We start from the raw sequence: 15329 nt of genomic DNA, 5'->3' as shown, positions 1-15329 counted from the left end.
ATGCGTTGATGAACCAAACGGAAAAATGGGTGCTTAGTTATCAGATTCAGGGCGTTTGGGGCGATCGCCGTCTGAGTTGCGACGTCCCCGGTCACCTCGATCTCCACCACGTGAACGGAAGCGGGCGTTGAACTGTTCTGCTGTTTTGGTCAGTTCTGCTTTATCCAGTTCCTTGTCCTTGTTGGTGTCGATGTTATCGAACATTCTCTGCATCCGTTCGGGAAGTTCATCTTTGGTGAGTTTGCCGTCTTTGTTTTTGTCATTGGCCATCATCCGTTCGACAAAGTCTCCGCCACCACGGTTACCCTCACCGCGGTTACCGAAACCGCCAGGGCCAAATCCGCCGGGGCCACGACGATCACCGTCACGACGGCCGAAGCCACCGAAATCGGGACGCAGTTCGTCCTGTGACAGTTTTCCATCTTTGTCTTTATCCAGTTTCTGGAGTGCGGCGGTGGCATTGTTGATTTCTTCTTTGGAAAGCTCACCATCCTTGTTTACGTCGAGAACGACAAAGATCGGGAGCATCATCATGAAATTACCGCGCCCCCCTGGACCTCCTCGTCCGGGACCACGATCACGAGGCCCACGCTCACCAGGAGCACCATCGCGTGGTCCACGGTCACGTCCTTCCGGCCGGTCACCGCGCTGGGGACGATCGCCTCCTTCAGGAGGTTGAGCTGAAAGCAGGGTTGTGGCACTGATTGCGAGCAGTGTGGTGCCAACGGAAAGTAGACGAGTCAAACACATCTGAGAGTCTCCGAAATGTAATTTAGAAATGTTAAGTTGATTCTACCAACAAGGTTACATTATTGTCTGTCGGATTCGAATGAACAGGTGGATTCGCTGACGCTTTACCTGTTCCCCGACTTTTGTAGCTGTAACGTATCTGATCGAATTCAAACTACAAAAATCAAACACGGAAGACGAGAAAATGTTTCGAAAAACTCGGCAATCATGGAATTTTCATCGAAGGAGTTATCTGACCTGACCGTCAGCATTGATCAACAAAAAACGCCCGCAGAATTTCTGCGGGCGCTGTTCACATTCGTTCGTGCTGACGAGTTCAGCTGTCCTGAGTGGATTCCACTTACTTAAAAGCGGTAATCCCCGGCATTGCGACTGGCGGCACCGGCAGGGGGCCCCATTCGTAGCTCGCAGGAGTCAGATCTTCTTTCGAGTTCATGGCTTCATCCCAGGTAATGCTCTTACCCGTATAAGCAGCCATGCGACCCATGATTGCCAGCATGGTGCTCTTGGTCATATAGTCACCATTGTTGATCGGATTCCCCGAGCGGATGCTTTCGAAGAATTCATCATGCTCGACCTGATACATGTTCTTGCTCTTACCACGGAAATCCCAGGTCTTTTTGCCCTGGGGATCATAGATCCGATGCTTGAAGACATCGACGCGGCCCTTGGTGCCGAAGACATGATCCGAGACATCGACGGCACAACCATCCTGCTGCCGGCAGCGGCTGAAGCCTTTCACGCCGTTCGGATATTCGTAGACAATCGCAAAGTGGTCATAGATATGACCGTACTCTTTGCCGGTTCGTGTCTGGCGTCCGCCGGTACCACTGCAGGCAATCGGAGTCTGGTCGTTCATGGTCCAGGCCATTTTATCCAGGCTGTGGACATGCTGTTCGGTATTGAAATCGCCGGACAACCAGGTGAAGTAGAGCCAGTTGCGCATCTGCCATTCCATGTCGCTCCACTCCGGTTCCCGTTTGAACATCCAGAGACCGCGGGTGTTGTAACTGCACTGGATGGCCATGACATCGCCCACAGCGCCTTCATGAATCTGATCGAAGGTCTTGCGCATCCCTTCGTGGTAACGCCAGCAGAGACCGGAAACGATCGACAGGTTTTTCTCTTTCGCCAGCTTGCAGGTTTCCATGACAGAACGTACGCCCGGAGCATCGACGGCGACCGGCTTTTCGGCGAAGACATGTTTGCCTGCTTCAATCGCAGCCCGCAGCTGCATGGGGCGGAAGTGAGGCGGGGTGGTCAGCAGAACGACATCCACACAGTCGATGACCTTCTGGTAGGCATCGAAGCCAATGAATTTATGGTCGGCGTCGACCTGAACCTGCTCGGCGACCTGGTTCTTTTTCAGGTTCTTATAGCTCTTGTCCAGATGATCGTAGAAGGTATCACCCATCGCGACCAGTTTGGCATTCTTATCGGCAGACAGTGCCTGGGCTGCGGCACCGGTCCCACGGCCTCCACAGCCGACCAGACCGACGCGGATCTCATCACTGCCGGCGGCAAAGACGCTGGATTGCAGGGCGGCTGTCGGAGAAGTTCCCGCAAATACACTGCCTGAAAGGGTCGAAGCAGCGACCGCTGCCGATCCGGTTTTGAGAAAGTCACGACGCGTCGTAGACGCGGGAATCTGATTGTTTTCAGTATTCATAAGAGGGTCCTGAGATAATTAGTTTCATTACAAAATTGATGCTTTAGGATACCATAGCCGCCACTCTGTTTACGAGGCAAAAACGAGATCTGCTGGTAGTTTTTTGCAGAGCGTTTGAACTGGTGAACAGGGCGGCCAGATTACTGAGTGAGTTTGTCGATATGCTCGCGACCGAAACGTTGCAGGCTGGCGGCACCCAGATTCACGTAATGCTGCCAGGTGGCCTGTAATCGTTCCTGCTGTTGAGGGGTGAGGACTTTGATCTGCCGGGCGGGACAGCCGGCCCAGAGGGTTCCCGGCGGGACATGGATCCCTTCCCGCACCAGGGCACCGGCGGCGATCAAGGCTCCTTTGCCAATCACACAACGGCTGAGGACGGTAGCTCCAATGGCGATCATGGCGTCATCTTCGACAACGGAGCCGTGCACGATGGCTGAGTGTCCCAGCGTCACCCGGTTTCCCAGGATGCAGGGATATCCGTGATCGGTGTGCAGCACCGAACCGTCCTGCACGTTCGTCTCTTCGCCGACTTCGATGTATTCCAGGTCGCCTCGCAAGACACACTGATGCCAGACTGTGCTGTGGGCTTTGAGGCGTACGCGGCCGGTGACGATTGCATCCGGCGTGACCCAGGCGGTGGGATCGATCACCGGAAAGGAATGCAGGGCTTCCCAGTCACAGTCCACGTCAGGATAAGGCAGCTCCGGGGCTGCGGGGATAGACTCTGCTTTGAGAGGCCATTCAGGCAAGGAGTCGGGGTTATTCATGAGAGCTGACCTCCTGTTGCATTGAGTCGGCTTGTGTCGCCTGCGTGAGTGAATTGTTGGGGACCGCGGGGCGTTTTTTCTCCATCAGGAACAGCCCGCCAATGGTGAGTGCGGTTCCGCTCAGCAGCCAGACCGTCAATTCTTCATTGAAAAAGAACACGCCGGCAAAGGCAGCCATCGCGGTCTGGGAGGCGTTGAGCAGGTTCACCCTGGTGACGGTCAGGTATTTCATAGACCCACCGATGGCGAAGAAGGCGATCGCATTCATGATGCCCCCCACCAGCATCACCAGGTATTGCCAGGGTGTTGTCTTCCACAGGATTTCAAAGCCGAGTCGATAAAAAGCGACCGCTGTCAGGCAGACCAGCCCCGTCGTGCTGATCAGAACCAGCGACGCAGAGATGGACATCTCGCCTCGTACCGTCCCGCGAATCATGACCCCACCTGCGCCATAAGCACAGCCGGCGACACAAGCCACAAAGACCGTCAGTGCCACCGTCACCATCGAGCGGGAATGTTGAGTCATGTGCTCAAACACTGATTCTTCCGCCTGGTGCGCGCCCAGGCTGAGCACGACGATCGCACCAGTCAGGATGACCATGGAAACAAACATACGGGGCGTGATCGCCTCTTGCAGAAACAGGCGGCCCAGAATGGCGCCTGTCGCGAGCAGTGTCGCAAAGCAGAGGGGGACGGTAAAGGCCAGCCCGCCCAGGCTCAGCGACCATTGAAACATCACATTTCCGCCAAACTGCATCAGCAGCCCGGTCAGAATCAGGGGGATGACGAGTCGGCGGGGAGGCAGAGCCGGCAGTCCTTTGGAACCGCGATAGGTGACGAGCACCCAGCCCACGATGGTGGCGGGTACGGATTTCAGCGCGGAGATCCAGATCGCCCAGTCAGCATTGTTATCGACGGCTGCTTCACGCAGAGAGATATTCGCTGCGGTATAAGCCAGGGCAGAGAGAAGCCCGAACAGCGTGCCTTTCAGTACGGGAGACATGCCGTCGGGGGCCTGATTTTCAATCTGATCTGTCGCAGCTGGCTCAGGAGGGTTCGCAGAAGACGCTTTAGTAATCTTGTTCACCCTCTTGCTCCAGACGCTGCAATTCGATCAGCCGCGGATCCAGTTCTTCCACGATGGCATAGCGGCCTTCTGACCAGCGGAAGAAATCGACATCGCGGCACTTCTTGCTGCAGAAGGGAAAAGCAGACTGGTCGTCACCCGCTTTGACGGTGACGACCTTGCGACAAATGGGGCATGTTTGAGGTTGGATCATCGGAGCCTCAGACCAAAAGAGTAGCTGAATCGGCGGCTGATTCCCTTATAGATCATTCCCGGAGAAATTTCAAAGGTAATCAGGAATCCGAGGAGGCACTCTTGGTCGAGGAACCAGAGTCACTTTTGGCGCTTTTGGATTCGGAGCTGGCGGCCTGTGCTTTGGAATCGGCTTCGGCTGCTTTTTTGTAAGAACTGCTGCGGTAATCAGTTTCGTAAAAACCGCTTCCCTTAAAGATGATCCCGCCGCCGGCACCGATAATGCGTTTGGCTTTTAGTTTGCCGCACTCAGGGCATTTGCGAAGCGGCTTGGCAGTGATGGACTGAAACACTTCCCACTGATGATGGCACTGGGAGCATTCATAATCATACGTTGGCATCTTTTGATTCTCTCAAAAAACAGTGAATGTAGAACACAAATCAGTTTCCAGCAGGACCGGAGGAGACGATGACCTTACTCGGACGCACCACCCGGTCGTTCAGAATAAAGCCCTGTTCCAGTTCCTGGATGACAGTCATCGGCGGGTATTCCTCTGAGGGCATCTGTTGCAGTGCTTCGTGCCGGTTGGGATCAAAGGGCTGCCCGACCGCTTCAATGGCTTTGACGTTGTGCTGGGCGAAGACGTCCAGAATCTGCTTGGCGACCATTTCAACGCCCTGCTTCAGATCGCTCACGTTGTCTGCATTTTCGGCCGCTTCCACGGCACGCTTCAGGTTGTCCAGCGCGGGCAGCATTGCCTGGACAAACGGAGCCGCAGCATACTGACGCAGTTCGGCCAGTTCCCGCTGATGACGCTTGCGGGTGTTATCCAGCTCTGCCTGCGAACGCAGAAAACGATTCTGGTTTTCATCGCGCTCCGCCAGTGCTGTCTCCAACTGTTCTTCAACGGTCGGAGATCCTTCGGCCGCTTCTGTTTCTTCTGTCTGATTCTGAATGTCTTCCGGTTGTTCCATATCTGTCATGCTTCTGACCTGTAACTTACGCTATTTGGAAACTGATCAACGGATTGTCAAAAAATCTGTAGAGATTGACCGAATCTGATCAGTCAGAGTGAGTGAAATATTCCTTGAGTTTATCGATAAACGAAACCCGGCTCGGGCTGCGGTGCCTGGAAACTTCCGTATGCTCGATTTCAGCCAGTTCCCGCAACAGCTCTTCTTCCCGTTCCGAAATTTTACGCGGCACATCGATCTGCACGATCACATGCAGGTCGCCGCGTCGCCCGCCGTGCGGATTGGGCATGCCCAGCCCCTTCAGGCGGTAGACTTCCCCAGGCTGTGTCCCGGAGCGGATCTTCAATTCGTGCCGTCCCTCTAGGGTCGGGATTTCGATCTCGGCTCCCAGTACTGCCTGCGTGTAAGTGATGGGGACATGGCAGCTGAGTTCCTGTTCCTGCCGGCGGAACAGCGGGTGCTCGTCGACGCTCACCACGACATACAGATCACCACGGGGACCGCCATTCTGGCCGGGGTTCCCTTCTCCTCGCAGGCAGAGCTGCATGCCGTTGTCGATCCCGGCGGGGACTTTGACATCCAGGCTGATTTCGCGAGCGATCCGTCCGTCGCCCCGGCAGTCGGAGCACTTTTCTACGATCACCTGTCCGGCACCGCGACAGCGGGGACAGGTGGTCTGTACCCGAAAAAAGCCCTGCGACTGTACTACCTGGCCGGCTCCGCCACAGTAGTCGCATTCTTCGGGATCGGTTCCCGGTTTCGCACCTGAGCCATGACAGGTTTCACAGGGCTCCTGACGCATAATCTGGATTTCGCGTTCACAGCCCGCGGCTGCTTCCAGCAAATCAATCTGGATGCTGGTTCGCAGACTCTCACCCTGCCGTGGACGATTTCCGCCACGTGAGTTCGAGGAGCGGAATCCGAATCCTTCAAACAGGTCGCCAAACGCGCTGAAAATATCAGACACGTCATGGAACTGATGCGCGCCGCCTGCACCAAAATCAGCATGCCCGTAACGATCGTAATGGGCGCGCTTCTGTTCGTCGCCCAGAACTTCAAAGGCTTCGGCAGCTTCCTTGAAACGTTTGGTGGCTTCCTCATCACCAGGATTCCGGTCCGGGTGATTCGCCAGCGCCATTTTCTTGTAGGCTTTTTTGATCTCTATGGTGGTCACGTCGCGCGATACGCCGAGAACTTCATAATAATCGCGTTTCGATGCCATAACTAAAAACTCGTCATATCTTAAAGTATCGAAATGCCCCCGGTCCGCTACGGAGTCATTTCTGAATCCAGCAGTTCGATCAGAACTGAAAAAAACGGGCCACCCTGTTGCGGCGGCCCGTCTGAGATCACATCATTTCGTCTGAGTATGAAATTCGATTTCAGACTGCAGTCGAACTTATCGTACACTGCCTTCGACATCAGCCAGTTTACCGCCTTCGGTGCTTTCACTGCGGGTGATAAGTACCTGGGTGGTCAACATCAGGCCGGCGATCGAGGCGGCGTTTTTCAGAGCGTTCTTCACGACCTTGGCCGGATCGATAATGCCTGCTTTGAACATGTCGACATATTCGCCGCTGTAGGCATTGTATCCGTTGGCGCCGCTCAGTTCTTTGACTTCGTCAGCGATCACGGCCCCGTCTACACCGCAGTTTTCTGCGATCTGGCGGATGGGACCTTCCAGGGCACGGGCGACAATATTGATGCCGATTTTCTCGTCATCGTTCTTGCCTTTGACATTGTTGACCGCTTCGATGGATCGCAGCAGAGCCACGCCACCACCGGGGAGAATACCTTCTTCCACAGCAGCACGGGTCGCGTGCAGGGCGTCTTCCATCCGGGCTTTGGTCTGCTTCATTTCTGCTTCGGTAGCAGCACCGACAGAAATGATCGCCACGCCGCCGGTCAGTTTGGCCAGACGTTCCTGGAATTTTTCGCGATCGTATTCGCTTTCCGTTTTCTGCAGCTGTCCACGAATCTGTGCGACGCGGGCCTGCAGGGCTTCGGTATCGCCGGCCCCTTCGATCAGCGTGCAGGAATCTTTCGTGATTTCGACCTGCTTGGCCTGACCCAGCTGGCTCAGTTCCACAGATTCGAGTTTGATTCCCAGATCTTCTGAAATCACGGTACCGCCGGTCAGCACGGCGATGTCGGCCAGCATGGCTTTACGACGATCACCAAAGCCGGGGGCTTTGACGGCAGCGATGTTCAGCACACCCCGCAGCTTGTTGACCACCAGAGCGGTCAGCGGCTCACCTTCGACATCTTCAGCGATGATCAGCAGGGGCTTGCCGGTCTGGGAAACTTTTTCCAGCAGCGGAACCAGATCCCGCAGAGCGGAGACCTTCGATTCGTGAATCAGGATGTAGCAGTCTTCCAGGATGCATTTCATGCCTTCGGTGTCGGTCACGAAGTAAGGTGAAATGTAGCCTTTGTCGAACTGCATCCCGTCAGCGAAAGACAGGGTGGTTTCGTTCCCCTTGCCTTCTTCCACGGTGATCACACCATCGCGGCCCACTTTTTCAACGGCATCCGCGATCAGGTTTCCGATCTCGGAATCGTTATTAGCGGAGATGGCACCGACCTGGGCGATTTCCGCCTTTTCCGTGACGGGCTTGGCCAGTTCTTCGATGGCAGCGACGGCGGCTTCGACTGCTTTGTCGATTCCGCGGCGGACGACCATCGGGTTGGCACCCAGTGAGAGACCACGCAGACCTTCTGAGTAGATGGAACGAGCTAAAACCGTGGCGGTTGTCGTGCCGTCACCAGCGATGTCACTGGTCTTGGTAGCCACTTCGTTGACCAGTTTGGCTCCCATGTTTTCGAAGGGATCTTCGACTTCCACTTCTTTACTGACTGTAACACCGTCTTTGGTCACCACCGGGTTTCCAAAGTTTTTATCGATGATCACATTACGCCCGGTAGGACCCATTGTGATGGCTACAGCGTCGCTGATAGTTTGCACGCCTTTTTGCAGCTTGGTACGTGCGCGATCTTCAAACAAAAGTTGCTTTGCCACGCTTATTAACTCCTCTGTTTAACAGGAACGAACATTTGATCGGATTACTCCGTTCTCCCCTGCGTGATTTGTGGTTTGAATTAGATTCTCGACTCAGAGCAGAGACTGAAGTGGAATGAACACGCTCAGCCTCTGTCCGGTGTTCCGATAAAATGACGTTCTTTACTTCATGATTTTGGCGAGGATGTCGCTCTCGCGCAGAATCTTGACTTCTTTACCACCGACTTCGATATCGGTTCCGCCGTATTTGCCGTACAGAACTTCGTCGCCGACTTCAACGGCCACGGGGCAGCGTTCGCCGCTTTCCATCAGGCGTCCCGGTCCGACAGCGATCACGGTTCCGCTCTGAGGCTTTTCCTGTGCTGTGTCGGGCAGCACGATACCGCCGGCTGTGGTTTCTTCAGCGACATTGGGTTCAATAACAATACGGTCATCAAGGGGATTCAGTTCCATTAAGTTAACTCCCGATTATTCCAGTAAGTCTGGTTGTATTTGTGAAGCCGGGATTCAGACCCGGGATAAATTGTTACAAACAACAGGTGGGACCCGGTACAGGTCCCCTGTCAGTCTGCAGGCAGACCGACAAAACGAGACTAGAAGCCTCCCATGCCAGGCATTCCCATACCGGGCATTCCGCCGCCCATGCCAGGCATGCCGCCCATTCCGCCCATGCCACCCATATCGTGGTGGTCGTCATGGTGATGATCGTCTTCTTCTTCCTTGGGTTCTTCAACCACGATGGAATCGGTGGTCATCAGCAGGCAGGCGACACTGGCACCGTTCTGCAGAGTGGAACGCACAACCTTGGCCGGGTCGACGACGCCGAAGTCAAACATATCGCCGTAGCGATCATTCAGGGCATCGTAACCGTAGGAACTGCTCTTGTCTTTCTTGACACGGTTAGAGACAACCGAACCGTCCAGACCAGCATTTTCCGCGATGGAACGCAGCGGCATTTCCAGAACCTTCTGGATCAGAGCCACGCCCAGAGCCTGGTCGCCAGACAGTTTCAGGCTGTCCAGGGCTTTGGCAGATCGCAGCAGGGCGATTCCACCACCGGGGACGATGCCTTCTTCGATGGCGGCACGGGTGGCAGCCAGGGCATCGTCGATCAGGTCTTTGCGTTCTTTCATTTCGGTTTCGGTGGCGGCACCCACATTGATCTGAGCCACCCCACCGGCCAGTTTCGCCAGACGTTCCTGCAGTTTTTCGCGATCGTATTCACTGTCGGTGACGTCGATTTCAGCACGAATCTGATCGGCACGTCCGCTGACGGCTGCTTTGCTGCCAGCACCGCTGACGATGGTGGTATTGTCGGAGCTGACGTGGATCTTCTTGGCCTGTCCCAGGTCTTTGAGTTCCACTGCTTCCAGTTTGATGCCCAGGTCTTTGAAGATCGCTTTTCCGCCGGTCAGAACAGCGATGTCTTCCAGCATGGCTTTACGACGGTCGCCGTATCCGGGGGCCTTGACTGCACAGACTTTGAGGATGCCACGCAGTTTGTTGACCACCAGGGTGGCCAGTGCTTCGCCTTCGATGTCTTCGGCGATGATCAGCAGTGGTGAGCCATCTTTGGAAATCTGTTCCAGCAGCGGTACAAGTACCTGAGCGGAGCTGATCTTTTCTTCGTAGATCAGGATCTTGGCCCGTTCCAGATCACAGGTCTGGTTGTCTTCATCGGTCACGAAGTGGGGAGACAGGAAGCCGCGTTCGAACTGCATGCCTTCTACCAGGTCGACATCAGTGGTGACGCCGCGTCCCTCTTCGACGGTGATCACGCCATCGGCACCGACTTTGAGCAGTGCATCTGCCAGGATCTTACCGATTTCCGGATCGTTGTTACCGGCGATGGTAGCCACGGTCTGGATGGCTTTCTTGTCATTGCCTTTTACTTCTTTGGAGATCTTACCGATCTGCTCGACAACTGCATCAACGGCTTTCTGTACGCCACGGCTGAGTGCCATCGGATCCGCGCCGGAAGCAATGTACTTCAGACCTTCCCGGAAAATGGCTTCTGCCAGTACGGTTGCCGTTGTGGTGCCGTCCCCTGCAACATCGTTTGTTTTCGATGCTGCTTCTTTCACCAGCTGAACCCCCATGTTTTCAAAGGGATCTTCCAGTTCGATGTCTTCGGCAACTGTCACGCCGTCTTTGGTGACTTTCGGTGTTCCCCAGCCTTTGTCCAAGACAGCATTTCGCCCTCGCGGCCCAAGCGTACTGCTTACCGCCCGCGACAACTTAGCGACTCCTGCCAATAAACTCTTCCTGGCCTCTTCGTCAAAGCTTAAAAGTTTTGCCACAGTCTCTCCTCAACCAGCAATAAATGGCCAATAATTTTGCCCATGACCACGATGATCTCTCACACGCCTCGTTCCGCGCTGCCTGTTATCACAGGGGGCCGGCGAGTGAGCACGTTAAATGTAATTACGACAAAGTTGGCAGGATCAAGTCTGGACCCTGTCCATGTCGCCCAGTAATTGCAATCATCATGCCAATCGGAGATCGACGTCGTAAGACCTTTTATATAAGGGGTTAGTGATCAGGGGGCTCTGTAGGTGTGGATGTGGGACTGCCAACATGGCAGAGAAATCACAGCTGTCAGGTCAGGCAGCAGAGCTGGGCTCCGGAGTCAGCCTGCGGGGTGTCAAATCCGACAGAGTGTCGAGTGATCTCAACGGATCAGATTCCCTGTTGTCGATGTGAGCAACAGGTTGCTTAATCCGCAGGCAAGGGGCTGTGTGATTGCCACTTTAATCTGCATCTGAAGCGGAGACGGGAGCAAGTTTAGACAAATATTAATTTATTATGAGATGACGTAAATCTCTGCATGAGAAATAGATAAGTTCTATGTTGCTTGTCGCAAATCAGATTGAGGCACACTGTTTGCATTAAAGCCTTTTACCAAATAAGTGCTCATTTTTATTGATTGGTATTTAGGGGTCTTGATCAGAAATATTTTGATTGTCCAGACAGTAGACAGAACAACCACTGAGAAGACTCCGGGAAAGGTTTGCGACAAAATGAATTGGAAACATGCGCTCATGGGCTTGACGGCAAGCCTTGTCGTTGTTTTAGCAGTATCTCAGCCGGCTTGGGCTTACGACGAAGCAGAAGCCAAAGAAGAAAAGCCGGCAGCAGCAGAGACCGCTGCTCCCGCTGAAACAACAGAAGAAGCACCAGCGGAAGAGGAAGCTCCCAAGCTTTCATTGACGGAACTCTATTATGCACTCGATAACAGTATGTTATTCCTCTGTGCTGTTCTGGTGCTGTTCATGCAGTCCGGCTTTGCCATGGTTGAGTCCGGATTCAACTCCTCCAAAAATACCATCAACATTCTCTTTAAGAACTTAATGGATGTCTGTGCCGGCGTACTGGTTTATTACGCTGTCGGTTACGGACTGATGTATCCAGGTGATGCAGCAACCAACGGTTACTTCGGTTTTGCCGGGTTCGGTATCGGGGAAGCCGGAGATCCAGGCCCAGGTGTCCTGCACCCGCAGGTGGACTTCCTGTTCCAGGTTGCCTTCGCCGCGACAGCAGCCACGATCGTCTCTGGTGCCGTTGCCGGTCGTCTCAAATTCAGCTCTTACCTGATTTACAGTGTCATCCTCACAGGTATCATCTACCCTGTCAGCGGTTACTGGAAATGGGGCGGTGGCTGGTTAGACGCCATGGGCTTCTATGACTTTGCTGGTTCAATCGTCGTACACGCCGTCGGTGGTTTCGCCGGTCTGGCAGGTGCGATTGTTCTCGGACCCCGTATTGGTCGCTTCAAAGACGGCAAGTCGGTTCCGATTCCTGGACACAACATTGCTCAGGCCACTCTGGGTGTCTTCATCCTGTGGGTCGGCTGGTACGGGTTCAACCCTGGTAGTCAGCTGGCATTCGCTGGAACTGATAATACCAACGCTGTGATGCTGATTGCGACCAACACAACCCTGGCTGCAGCCGCCGGTGGTGTGGCCGCGATGATCCTGGGTTGGATCATGTACACGAAACCTGATATCTCCATGGCCCTGAACGGTGTTCTGGCCGGTCTGGTCGGCATCACTGCCAACTGTGACAGCGTCTCCAACATCGAAGCGATTGTCATCGGACTGATTGCCGGTCTGCTGGTCGTCTTCGGGATTCTGGCTCTGGAAAAACTCAAAATCGACGACCCCGTTGGTGCCTTCCCTGTCCACGGTCTGTGTGGAATCTGGGGTGGTGTGGCCACTGGGATCTTTGGTGACTACAACATCGTCACCCAGATTATCGGTTCTGTTGTGATTCCGGCATACGCCTTCATCACGATGTTTATCCTCTTCTCCTTCCTGAAGGTCATCGGACAGCTCCGAGTCTCTGAGGAAGATGAATTGAAAGGTCTGGACCTGTCCGAGCACGGAATGCAGGCTTACCACTAGTCCAACCTGACGCGTACACTGGTACTTTGCAGGAGGTACCTAAAGTGTGACTGACTGATGGCTTGAGAAATGAGTTCTCTCGCCATCAGTTTTTTTATGCGCTGAAGCGCAATTCTGAAAGCGCCTCCTCAAAAGAAATTTCCTGAATTCCTTGTGAACTGAAGACAGCTTGCTTAATGTAACGGAAAGGTATCGACTCACGATAATTCCTTTCGAGCTTGTGTTCGCCTCAGGGAGTGTGGAAATGGCAAAGTATGTGCTGGCGCTGGATCAGGGAACGACCTCCAGTCGATCGATTCTGTTCAATCATCAGGGGCAGATTGAAGCCACCTCGCAAGAGGAATTTGAACAGATCTTTCCCTCTCCGGGACTTGTGGAACACAATCCGGAAGCGATCTGGGAATCACAGCTGGCCACGGCCCGCGAGGTGATTGACCAGTCCGGCGCCGCACTCTCCGACATCGCTGCGATTGGAATTACCAATCAGCGGGAAACAATCGTGCTCTGGGAGAAAGAGACCGGCAAGCCCGTTGCGAATGCCATCGTCTGGCAGAGTCGACTGACGGCAGACCGCTGTGATCAGTTAAAAGCCGAAGGCTATGAGCGCCTGTTTCGAGAGAAAACAGGACTCCTGCTCGATGCTTATTTCTCCGGGACCAAAATTGAATACCTGTTGAATACGATCGAGGGGCTGCGGGAACAGGCCCAGGCAGGCAAGATTCTGTTCGGAACGATCGACACGTTTCTGATCTGGCGTCTGACAGGAGGCAGGGTCCACGTTACCGATCCCACCAACGCCTGTCGTACTTTGCTCTACAATATTCATACGCTCGAGTGGGATGACGAGCTGCTCAACGTCTTCGACATTCCCCGCTGCATGCTTCCGGAGGTCAAGAGCTCCAGCGAAGTCTATGGCGAGACCGCTCCCGAACTGTTTGGTGAACCCATCAAAATTGCCGGGATTGCCGGCGACCAGCAGGCTGCCACCTTCGGGCAGGGGTGTTTCGAACCCGGTTCCGCCAAGAACACGTATGGGACCGGTTGCTTCATGCTGATGAATACAGGCGACAAACCGGTCCTCTCGGAGAACGGTCTTTTGACCACGGTTGGCTGGAGTATTGGCGGTAAGGTGACCTACTGTCTGGAAGGTTCGATCTTTGTCGCCGGCGCTGCGATTCAGTGGCTCAGGGACGGCCTGCAGATCATCGAATCCGCGGCAGAGATCGAAGATCTGGCGGGGCAGGTGGAAGACACGGGGGATGTCTTCTTTGTTCCCGCGTTTGTCGGGCTGGGGGCCCCGTATTGGGATCAGGATGCACGCGGCACTCTGGTCGGTCTGACCCGTGGTGCGACCAGGGCACATGTGTCCCGGGCCGTCCTGGAATCACTCGCATACCAGACCTGCGATGTGCTGCACGCCATGGAGCAGGATTCACAGATTAAGCTGAAAACACTGAAAGTCGATGGCGGCGCCGCTGCGAATAATCTGTTGATGCAGTTTCAGGCGGACATGCTGGATGTCCCCGCACAGCGTCCCGTGGTGCATGAAACGACGGCTCTGGGAGCCGCCTATCTGGCAGGTCTGGCAGTCGGGTTCTGGCACGATCAGGCCGAGGTCACCCGCAACTGGGCACTCGACGCCGAATTCCAGCCTCAGATGGAAGCCTCCCGGCGCGACCAGCTCTATCGGCGCTGGAAACAGGCTGTGGAACGTTCGCGCGACTGGGTCTGATCAGAGAAGCCCGAAAAGCAGCTCACTGCGTTTCAGATATTGCTGGTGGGCAGACGCGCCAGGTTCTGGTCGGTTCCGATGATGAGCAGGATGTCCGATTCCTGAATCTGGTAATCCGGGTGAGGCACACAGTCGGTGGTATAGATCTTGCCGGTGTTCTTCTCGATTTCCGCTGAGTTTCGTTTCCGAATCGCAACCACGTTGACCGAATATTTCAAACGCAGGGCCAGTTCGGTCAGGTTCTTGCCGACAAACTCTTTGGGCGTCATCAGTTCGATCATGGTATAGCCGTCACCTACCTGGATGTAATCTTCCAGGTGGGGATTGGCCAGCAGGCGTGCCAGGTGGGCACCGGCCTGAATCTCGGGCTGAATCACATCGGTCGCACCGACCTGGGTGAAGATTTCCGCGTGAAACTTCGACTGGGCGCGGCAGATGATTTTCGGGACCCCCATCTTTTTGATGATGACGGTGGTCAGCAGGGCTGATTCGAAATTTTCGCCGATCGAAATCACGCAGGCATCGACCTTATCCACGTCCTGGCTTTTCAGTGCCAGTTCGTCGGTAGAGTTCAATCGTACGGCGACCGCAACGTCATCTTTCACTTCGTTGACCAGCTTGTCGGAATGGTCTATCGCGATCACTTCGACTCCACTGGCTCCCAGGCGTTTGGCCAGTTCTGTACCAAATCGCCCCAAACCGATGACTGCTACTTTTATCACGGGATCAGTTCTCCTCTGCAGGATGAATTACTTG

General features: G+C 54.6%; 14 protein-coding genes. 2 read left to right on the top strand and 12 right to left on the bottom strand.

Annotation, left to right across the window (positions count from 1 at the left end):
- Window positions 1–33: 33 nt before the first annotated feature.
- The 11 genes from Enr10x_RS23880 to groL (Enr10x_RS23830) form a co-directional block, all read right to left on the bottom strand.
- Window positions 34–750 (bottom strand): EF-hand domain-containing protein, encoded by a 717-nt coding sequence (locus Enr10x_RS23880; protein ID WP_145113663.1) that lies wholly within the window; start codon window positions 748–750, stop codon window positions 34–36.
- Between the two features lie 340 nt (window positions 751–1090).
- Window positions 1091–2419, bottom strand: coding sequence for a Gfo/Idh/MocA family oxidoreductase (locus tag Enr10x_RS23875; protein WP_145451584.1), 1329 nt, complete (start codon window positions 2417–2419; stop codon window positions 1091–1093).
- 140 nt (window positions 2420–2559) lie between these two features.
- Window positions 2560–3186 carry a gamma carbonic anhydrase family protein gene (locus tag Enr10x_RS23870; RefSeq protein ID WP_145113659.1) on the bottom strand — a complete coding sequence of 209 codons (627 nt, stop codon included), beginning with the start codon at window positions 3184–3186 and terminating at the stop codon, window positions 2560–2562.
- The gene (locus tag Enr10x_RS23865; protein WP_145113657.1) at window positions 3179–4273 is read right to left on the bottom strand and encodes a DMT family transporter; all 1095 of its coding nucleotides are present in this window, start codon (window positions 4271–4273) and stop codon (window positions 3179–3181) included. Before Enr10x_RS23865 ends, Enr10x_RS23870 begins: the two co-directional genes overlap by 8 nt.
- Window positions 4257–4466, bottom strand: coding sequence for a DNA gyrase inhibitor YacG (locus Enr10x_RS23860; protein ID WP_145113655.1), 210 nt, complete (start codon window positions 4464–4466; stop codon window positions 4257–4259). Before Enr10x_RS23860 ends, Enr10x_RS23865 begins: the two co-directional genes overlap by 17 nt.
- 79 nt (window positions 4467–4545) lie before the next feature.
- Entirely contained in the window at window positions 4546–4845 is a 300-nt protein-coding gene (locus tag Enr10x_RS23855; protein ID WP_145113653.1) for an FmdB family zinc ribbon protein, read from the bottom strand.
- A gap of 40 nt (window positions 4846–4885) precedes the next feature.
- Window positions 4886–5428, bottom strand: a complete 543-nt coding sequence (gene grpE / locus Enr10x_RS23850) for a nucleotide exchange factor GrpE (RefSeq protein WP_145113651.1) — start codon at window positions 5426–5428, stop codon at window positions 4886–4888.
- 79 nt (window positions 5429–5507) lie between these two features.
- Window positions 5508–6641: a molecular chaperone DnaJ gene (gene dnaJ / locus Enr10x_RS23845; RefSeq protein WP_145113649.1), complete on the bottom strand. Its 1134-nt coding sequence runs from the start codon at window positions 6639–6641 to the stop codon at window positions 5508–5510.
- 177 nt (window positions 6642–6818) lie between these two features.
- Window positions 6819–8438 carry a chaperonin GroEL gene (gene groL, locus Enr10x_RS23840; RefSeq protein WP_145451583.1) on the bottom strand — a complete coding sequence of 540 codons (1620 nt, stop codon included), beginning with the start codon at window positions 8436–8438 and terminating at the stop codon, window positions 6819–6821.
- Between the two features lie 162 nt (window positions 8439–8600).
- A complete protein-coding gene (locus tag Enr10x_RS23835; RefSeq protein ID WP_145113645.1) occupies window positions 8601–8891 on the bottom strand; it encodes a co-chaperone GroES in 291 nt (96 codons plus the stop codon).
- Window positions 8892–9031: 140 nt separating this feature from the next.
- Window positions 9032–10738: a chaperonin GroEL gene (gene groL, locus Enr10x_RS23830; protein WP_145451582.1), complete on the bottom strand. Its 1707-nt coding sequence runs from the start codon at window positions 10736–10738 to the stop codon at window positions 9032–9034.
- Window positions 10739–11458: 720 nt separating this feature from the next.
- Here groL (Enr10x_RS23830) and Enr10x_RS23825 point away from each other — a divergent pair.
- Entirely contained in the window at window positions 11459–12841 is a 1383-nt protein-coding gene (locus Enr10x_RS23825) for an ammonium transporter (RefSeq protein WP_197996208.1), read from the top strand.
- A 244-nt stretch (window positions 12842–13085) separates the two neighbouring features.
- Window positions 13086–14573 carry a glycerol kinase GlpK gene (glpK, locus tag Enr10x_RS23820; RefSeq protein WP_145451581.1) on the top strand — a complete coding sequence of 496 codons (1488 nt, stop codon included), beginning with the start codon at window positions 13086–13088 and terminating at the stop codon, window positions 14571–14573.
- A 32-nt stretch (window positions 14574–14605) separates the two neighbouring features.
- Here the strand turns inward: glpK and Enr10x_RS23815 are convergent, their stop codons facing one another.
- Window positions 14606–15295, bottom strand: a complete 690-nt coding sequence (locus Enr10x_RS23815) for a potassium channel family protein (protein ID WP_145113639.1) — start codon at window positions 15293–15295, stop codon at window positions 14606–14608.
- Window positions 15296–15329: the final 34 nt, after the last annotated feature.

This window comes from Gimesia panareensis (assembly GCF_007748155.1).
Classification (GTDB): domain Bacteria; phylum Planctomycetota; class Planctomycetia; order Planctomycetales; family Planctomycetaceae; genus Gimesia; species Gimesia panareensis.
Note: the sequence above shows the minus strand (reverse complement) of the source record. Positions and strands in the feature narration are given on the sequence as shown.

Bases quoted from the DNA above. Each gene is read 5' to 3' on its own strand.
- Enr10x_RS23835 (WP_145113645.1), bottom strand. From the start codon at position 8,891: ATGGAACTGAATCCCCTTGATGACCGTATTGTTATTGAACCCAATGTC.
- Enr10x_RS23870 (WP_145113659.1), bottom strand. From the start codon at position 3,186: ATGAATAACCCCGACTCCTTGCCTGAATGGCCTCTCAAAGCAGAGTCT.
- Enr10x_RS23855 (WP_145113653.1), bottom strand. From the start codon at position 4,845: ATGCCAACGTATGATTATGAATGCTCCCAGTGCCATCATCAGTGGGAA.
- Enr10x_RS23875 (WP_145451584.1), bottom strand. From the start codon at position 2,419: ATGAATACTGAAAACAATCAGATTCCCGCGTCTACGACGCGTCGTGAC.
- dnaJ (WP_145113649.1), bottom strand. From the start codon at position 6,641: ATGGCATCGAAACGCGATTATTATGAAGTTCTCGGCGTATCGCGCGAC.
- Enr10x_RS23860 (WP_145113655.1), bottom strand. From the start codon at position 4,466: ATGATCCAACCTCAAACATGCCCCATTTGTCGCAAGGTCGTCACCGTC.
- glpK (WP_145451581.1), top strand. From the start codon at position 13,086: ATGGCAAAGTATGTGCTGGCGCTGGATCAGGGAACGACCTCCAGTCGA.
- grpE (WP_145113651.1), bottom strand. From the start codon at position 5,428: ATGACAGATATGGAACAACCGGAAGACATTCAGAATCAGACAGAAGAA.
- Enr10x_RS23880 (WP_145113663.1), bottom strand. From the start codon at position 750: ATGTGTTTGACTCGTCTACTTTCCGTTGGCACCACACTGCTCGCAATC.
- Enr10x_RS23825 (WP_197996208.1), top strand. From the start codon at position 11,459: ATGAATTGGAAACATGCGCTCATGGGCTTGACGGCAAGCCTTGTCGTT.